Source organism: Streptacidiphilus monticola, assembly GCF_042658505.1.
In the GTDB taxonomy this organism is placed as follows: domain Bacteria; phylum Actinomycetota; class Actinomycetes; order Streptomycetales; family Streptomycetaceae; genus Streptacidiphilus; species Streptacidiphilus monticola.
Genome location: NZ_JBHSQJ010000172.1, coordinates 1 through 6,158 on the forward strand (window position 1 = coordinate 1; position 6,158 = coordinate 6,158).

Genomic DNA, 6,158 nt, shown 5'->3' on the forward strand with positions numbered 1-6,158 from the left:
TAAGCACTTGGTCGCAGGTTCGAGTCCTGCCGGGGGCACCCGTGCCATCCTGGCGAAGCCGCGCTTTGAGGAGAGCGGCTGCCGGGCTGGCCGGCGCGATCGCTTTATGTGGTCGGTGAAACGGTCGACGCAGGTACCACCTGGCCGGCTGACGGAGGTGGCTCCGCTTTCGGTAAGGGCGCAGCTGCATCCAAGATCATTCTCGGGCGTGGACCTGGCGGCCGGCGTCCTGCGCGGCGTGGGCAGACGTCGATCGGGCCAGAGGGCCGGCTTTCGGCAGCGCCGGGGTGATTCACAGGCACACCGCGATCGTCCAACGGGCCGATGGGAGCCCTGAGCAGGCGCGGGGTGGGCACGAATTGAGTGATTCCAGTTCACAGGAGCCCGTTGTATGGCACCATCCGGCGGATGTTGTTCGAGAACTTTCCGCCGCCCGTCGGAGCCGTGACCACCCGTCAGGAGCTGGCGCAGTCACTGGGCTTGGCGAGCAGCCAGTCGTGGACTGGTGGGATCATCGCCGTCGACCGAGCCCGCCAGGTGCTGGTGTTCTCTGACCCTGCGGAGGGGGTCAAGCATGGTTACACTTTCGATGGTTGGGTGCCAGATGGGGACGACTTTGGGCCGCTCTACCTCTATACAGGTGCGGGCCCGACTGGTCATCAGAAGCTGTCAGGAGCCAACGCACCCTTGCTGACCCTGGCTGAGAAGGGTCGGGACCTGCACCTCTTCGTCGCCGACGGCAAGGTTCCAGGCACGGGGACGAAGTATCAGCGCTACGTCGGTCAGATGGTCATGGATCGCCAGCCCTACGAGGAGCGTTGGAATGTCGACCGGGAGGGTGCTCTGCGACGTGTCTATGTCTTTCGGATGCGACCAGTTGATCAGCAGGTGGTCGTTCACGAACAGGACTTGATGCCCCCGGCGCCCCGGACAACCTCTCTGCTGATCCCAGCGACGGTGAACACTGCGACGTTCACATATGCAGAGCAGCACTCCACCGACGAGGCCACCCTGGGATGGCAGGAACCTCGAGTGGTTCGCCGGCGAGAAGGCGCGCTCCGTACGGCGTTTGAGGAGCGTCTTGTGGCCCTTGGCCACGAGGTCGGGACCTATCAACTTCAAATACGGGGTGAACGCGGCGTCTTCACCACCGATCTGTTCGACGCCACGGATAAGGTGCTCTTCGAGGCTAAGAGCAGCAGTAGTCGCCACGCGATCCGCGAGGCAGTGGGCCAGCTGATGGACTACCGGCGGCACATATCCGCTCCCGGACTTCGCTGTGCGGTACTACTTCCCGAGCGGCCCAATGATGACCTCCAGAACTTCCTGCAGAGCGTCGGAATCGCATCGGTTTACCGAGATGGAGACGACTTCGCCGGGTACCCCCTGGTCTGAGCAGGCCACCCGTGTGCGGACGGACGTACCTGCACTGACCGACGTCATCCGCGCCGAGGGGAGCATGTGCGGCGAGGCCAGCGGAACTGATGCCGCCTTGGTCGCGTCACACGGGCATGGCGACAGACACGAGTTGGACGGGCGAACTCCCGCCGCCCGTAACGGGTGTGCCCGTGGAGACGGGGTCCCCGGGTGAGCCGGGGAAGCGGAGGGGAGTCGCGGTGCTGATCGGGTTGCTGCTGCTCGCGGCGGTGGCGGTCGGGTTGGTGTTGCTGCTCGGTTCGGCTGCTGATGCGGTTGGCGGCTGCGGCGGGGGTTAAAGGGGGGCAGGTGGAGAGAGCCCGTCAGCCCAGCAGGTAGGGGAGGCGGTCGCGGAGGAAGGTGCGGGGGAACTCGTCGCGCAGGCGCCAGAGTCCGGCGTCGAGGACGAAGTGCGCCATCACTGCTCCCAGGTAGGCCCCGTAGAGGGTCCGCGACGTGGGGCCGCCGCCGTGGAGGTGGGAGGCGAGGTTGAGCACGATGCCCAGCAGCAGCGCGATGTTGACCAGCAGGGTGAGCGAGATCAGCCGCGGCATCCGGCCGCCGCCGTCGCCGCCTGCGACGAGGCCCAGCATCAGCAGGTACTGGAAACCGTGCGCGACCGTCAGCCCGGCGACGGCCGCGTAGGGGGAGTTGAAGAGGAACACGGGCAGGAAGAAGGCCAGAGCGGTCCCCTGCAGGCCGACGACCTGCCACGGCCGGGTGTCGCGCGGGCGGCGCAGCAGGCAGGCCGTGCCGACGACGACCGCGAGCGCGAACAGCCCAGCGGCGTAAGGAAAGAGACGCGGCAGCAACGACGGCGTGTCCTGGCCGAGTTGGAGCAGTGACGGGCGGCAGAGCAGGCCCGCCGTGCCCGCCAGGCCCGCCGCGACGATGGATCGGCGTTCCTCGCGGCGCAGGGGGCCGGTGCCGTAGGCGGCGTGGGCGAGTGCGGCGAGGCCGAGGTTCTGCTTCTGGAAGTGGACGAACTGCCAGGCGAAGAACGCGAGCAGCAGCAGGGTGAACGCCCCGCGCGGGACCAGCGCGCCCAGCAGCGCCGTGCCGCCGACGAGGGCGGCCGGCGCGTACAGGTAACGCCCCGGGCGGGCGGCCATGAAACGGCGCACCTCGGGGACGGTGCAGAACCAGGCGCTTGCTGCGACATGCACGGATGACCCGAGGAACAGCACCGCGCCCAGGGCCGGGCCGGCCGGTGAGCCTGCGGGCGGGGCGGTGAGGACGGCGCCGGCGAGTGAGCCCAGGGTCAGGAGCAGGACGGTGCCGAGCCATGCGTCCCGTCGTGCGTCGTGGAGGGGACGGCTGCTGCGGGTCGCGGTGTCGGCGGCGGGCATCGCGCCAGCATAGGGCGGCGGGTGCCGGGGGCTGACGCGATGCGGAATCGGTGCCGCCCGACGTCCATGCCCGGGACGGGCGTTCGGCGGGTTCAGTCCCGGTGGTCTCGCGGGGAGTGGGCGGAGGCCGGATCCGGGGCGAAGAGTTCCGTCTGGACGGCGTCGGGCTGGTGGACCAGGTCCGTCAGCTCCGTCGGCAGTTCGTCCTGCCACGCCAGGGCCGAGCTCTCGCGGACCCGGGTCATGCTGCCCGGGCACAGGACCAGTGAGCGGGGAGCGGTCTTGTGGTCCCGGACGGCCACCCACCCGAGGGTCGTCGTGGGCACGCCCCCGTACACGCCGCCGCAGGTGGGGCACTGGATTCTGGGGAGTCTCGCCACCCGGTGATCCTAACCGTTCGCCCACCGCCCGAAGCCGGGAGTTGCCGGGAGCCTGGACAGCGGGTCCGCGAGCGGGCAGGCTGCTGCGGCATGACGGACCGTCTGTTCTGGACTATCGGCGCGGTCGCCGAGGACATCGCCGCCCTGCTGCGTGACTGCGCCACGCCCGACGCGCCGATCCCCGGTGCGGAGTGGACCGTCGCCGAGGCCGCGGCCCATCTCGCCCTCGCGAACGAGCTGATGGCCGACCTCGCCGCCGGAGCCCAGCGTCCCTACGGCGACGGCACGCCCGGCGGGCTCGCCGCCGCGAACGCGGCCTCGCTGGCGGCGTGGCCCGAGCGGGACGCCGGCCGGCTGGCGGACGCCGTGCTCGCGCACGCCCGCGCGTTCACCGCCGCCGCGGGGCAGCGGCCGCCGGAGACGCCGGTGGTGACCCCGATGGGGTCCATGGACCTGGCCACCCTCGGGTCCTACCTGCTCACGCACATGCTCGGCCACGGCTGGGACCTTGCCAGGGCGCTGCGGCGGCCGCACATGATGGACCGTCAGCGGGTGGAGCTGTGCCTGCCCTTCCTGCTCCTCGCGATGCCGCGCGTGGTGGACACCGAAGCCGTCCACGGGCTGACCGCCCGGTACACCATCGGCCTGCGCGGCGGCCGCCGCTTCGGCGCCGTGTTCGACGACGGCCGGCTCAGCGTGCACGAGCAGCCGTTGCCGCGTCCGGACTGCACCATCATCACCGAGCCGGTCTCCTTCCTGCTCATGGCACTGGGCCGACGCGGTCCTTGGTCCGCGCTGGCCCGCGGGGCCGTGCTGGCCTGGGGGCCCAAGCCGTGGCTGGCGCCCCGCTTCCCGCTCTGCTTCCGCGCGCCCTGACGAAGCGGTGACAGGGAGAGGGGACGACGCCGGCCGGGATCAGGTGGCCGCGCCCGGCGCTCCCGGGGAGACGAGTCCCGTCTCGTAGGCGAGGACGACGGCCTGGACCCGGTCGCGCAGTCCCAGCTTGGACAGGATCCGCGCCACGTGGGTCTTCACCGTCGTGGCGCTGAGGGTGAGCCGGTCCGCGAGTTCGGCGTTGCTCAGGCCGGTCGCCAGCAGGCGGAGCACCTCCAATTCACGGGGCGTCAGTTCGGAGAGGTCCCGGTGCACGGCGGCGCGTTCCTCGTCGCGGCGGGCGAAGCGCTCGATGAGCCGTCGCGTGATCGCGGGGGCGAGCAGGGCGTCGCCGCTGCGGACGAGTCGTACCGAGGCGACGAGGTGTTCGGGCGTCACGTCCTTCAGCAGGAAGCCGCTGGCGCCGGCGGTGAGGGCGGCGTAGACGTACTGGTCCAGGTCGTAGGTGGTCAGAATGATCACCTTGGTGTCCGGGTGCTCGCCCCCGCCGAGGAGGCGGCGCGTCGCCTCCAGGCCGTCCATGACGGGCATCCGGACGTCCATCAGCACCACGTCGGGACGGGTCCGCCGGACGGCGGACAGCGCCTCCTCGCCGTCCGCGGCCTCGGCGGCGACCTCGATGCCGTCCGCCGCGAGGATCATGCGGAACCCGGTGCGCACGAGCGCCTGGTCGTCGACGAGCACGACGCGCAGGGGCGTGCCGACGTTGGGCGCCGGCGCGGTGGCGGGGTCGGGCGCGGTGGCCGGCTGGGTCATGCGGGGGTCCTCCACGGCAGACGGGCGTCGATGCGGTATCCGCCGCCGATTCTCCGGCGCGCGTCGAGGGTTCCGCCATAGACGGCGAGCCGCTCCCGCAGCCCGAGCAGCCCGCGGCCGTTGCCGGTCGCGGCCTGCGGGCCGGGGACGCCGCCGGTGTCGGTGACCGTGATCTCGAGCCAGTCGCCCTGGTGACCCACCATCACCTGGGCGCTGCCGCCGACCGCGTGCTTCATGGTGTTGGTCAGCGCCTCCTGGACCACACGGTAGGCGGCGAGGTCCACCCCGGGCAGCAAGGGGGACGGCGGCAGCGAGACGTCGAGCTCGACGGGCAGCCCCGTCGCCCGGACCCGGTCCACGAGGGCGGTCAACTGGGCCAGTCCGGGCTGGGGTTCGAGTTCGCTGGGGTGGAGGGCCGCCGCGTCGTGCCCGGAGCCGGAGCTGTCCGGAGCCGCTGAGGTCGGGGGTGGGACTGCGTCCGGGGGTGTGGGGGCTGTCGCGGCCTTCGGGGCGGGTCGGGTGGCAGAGGCGGTTCCGCCGTCCGCCGCTGCTGCCAACAGGCCCATCACGTGGCGGAGTTCCGCCATCGCGGCCCGGCCGCCCGACTCGACCGCGAGCAGCGCCTCCTTGGCCTGCTCCGGCATCGTGTCCAGCACCTTGCGCGCCGCGCCCGCCTGAATCACCATCACGCTGACGTTGTGGGTGACCACGTCGTGCAGTTCGGCGGCGATGCGGGACCGCTCCTCCTCGACCGCCCGCCGGGTCGCCCCCTCCTGCTCGGCCAGTACCTGCTCCAGACGCTGCTGCCGCTCCTGCGCCTGCTGGCGCAACGTTCGTGCCACGCTGGCCAGGAAGCCGGCCAGCAGCACCACCACGAACGGCCCCGTCCAGCCCGGCAGCGGGTCCGCCTTGCGCAGCGACGTCGCCGCGGCGGTGGCCGCGAGGAGCGCGCCGGCCATCGCCTGCACCCGGTAGCGGCTGTGCGTGATCGCGCTGTAGGCGCCGATCACGCAGGCCAGCACGGTGATCCAGGAACCCCCGGAACGCAGCCCGATGGCCGCGGCAACGACGACGGCGAAGGACCCGAGCGGGTACACCCGGCGCAGCGCCAGCGGTGCGGTGGTCAACGCGGCGACGACCCAGGGTGAGTGGACGGCGCGCAGCAGCGAGCCGGGCGCCCCTGGTGCGACGGGCACGGAGGGGATGGCCGGGGCGCCGACCGGCAGCGGCCCGACCAGCGCCCAACCCATGGGGGACGCGACCACCTGATGGACGGCGAGCGCGGTGAGCACGACGGCGAGCAGGCCGTCGAGCAGCAGCGCCCGCCGCGACGGCGGGGGTCCCTGGGGTTCGGGTTGCAGCG

General features: G+C 71.8%; 6 protein-coding genes. 2 read left to right on the top strand and 4 right to left on the bottom strand.

The features are described 5' to 3' along the window. Window positions 1-408: 408 nt before the first annotated feature. A complete protein-coding gene (locus ACFP3V_RS30330) occupies window positions 409-1,395 on the top strand; it encodes an SRA domain-containing endonuclease (protein ID WP_380590540.1) in 987 nt (328 codons plus the stop codon). A gap of 344 nt (window positions 1,396-1,739) precedes the next feature. On the opposite strand, the gene ACFP3V_RS30335 is transcribed toward ACFP3V_RS30330, so the two are convergent. Together ACFP3V_RS30335 and ACFP3V_RS30340 are read right to left on the bottom strand one after the other, a co-directional pair. Continuing rightward, the gene (locus ACFP3V_RS30335; protein ID WP_380590543.1) at window positions 1,740-2,765 is read right to left on the bottom strand and encodes a hypothetical protein; all 1,026 of its coding nucleotides are present in this window, start codon (window positions 2,763-2,765) and stop codon (window positions 1,740-1,742) included. A gap of 92 nt (window positions 2,766-2,857) precedes the next feature. Further along, on the bottom strand, window positions 2,858-3,145 hold the full coding sequence (locus ACFP3V_RS30340) for a hypothetical protein (protein ID WP_380590546.1): 288 nt from the start codon (window positions 3,143-3,145) through the stop codon (window positions 2,858-2,860). Between the two features lie 90 nt (window positions 3,146-3,235). Here ACFP3V_RS30340 and ACFP3V_RS30345 point away from each other — a divergent pair, with 90 nt between their 5' ends. Beyond that, complete coding sequence (locus ACFP3V_RS30345) at window positions 3,236-4,021, top strand: maleylpyruvate isomerase family mycothiol-dependent enzyme (protein WP_380590549.1); 786 nt, start codon at window positions 3,236-3,238, stop codon at window positions 4,019-4,021. 39 nt (window positions 4,022-4,060) lie between these two features. Here ACFP3V_RS30345 and ACFP3V_RS30350 read toward each other — a convergent pair whose 3' ends face one another. Further along, entirely contained in the window at window positions 4,061-4,795 is a 735-nt protein-coding gene (locus tag ACFP3V_RS30350; protein WP_380590552.1) for a response regulator, read from the bottom strand. Further along, window positions 4,792-6,158, bottom strand: a 1,367-nt coding sequence (locus ACFP3V_RS30355; protein WP_380590555.1) for a sensor histidine kinase, incomplete at its 5' end; no start/stop codon positions are given. The genes ACFP3V_RS30350 and ACFP3V_RS30355, both read right to left, overlap by 4 nt.

Coding starts and splice junctions, on each gene's coding strand:
- ACFP3V_RS30330 (WP_380590540.1), top strand. CDS start 409: ATGTTGTTCGAGAACTTTCCGCCGCCCGTCGGAGCCGTGACCACCCGT.
- ACFP3V_RS30335 (WP_380590543.1), bottom strand. CDS start 2,765: ATGCCCGCCGCCGACACCGCGACCCGCAGCAGCCGTCCCCTCCACGAC.
- ACFP3V_RS30345 (WP_380590549.1), top strand. CDS start 3,236: ATGACGGACCGTCTGTTCTGGACTATCGGCGCGGTCGCCGAGGACATC.
- ACFP3V_RS30350 (WP_380590552.1), bottom strand. CDS start 4,795: ATGACCCAGCCGGCCACCGCGCCCGACCCCGCCACCGCGCCGGCGCCC.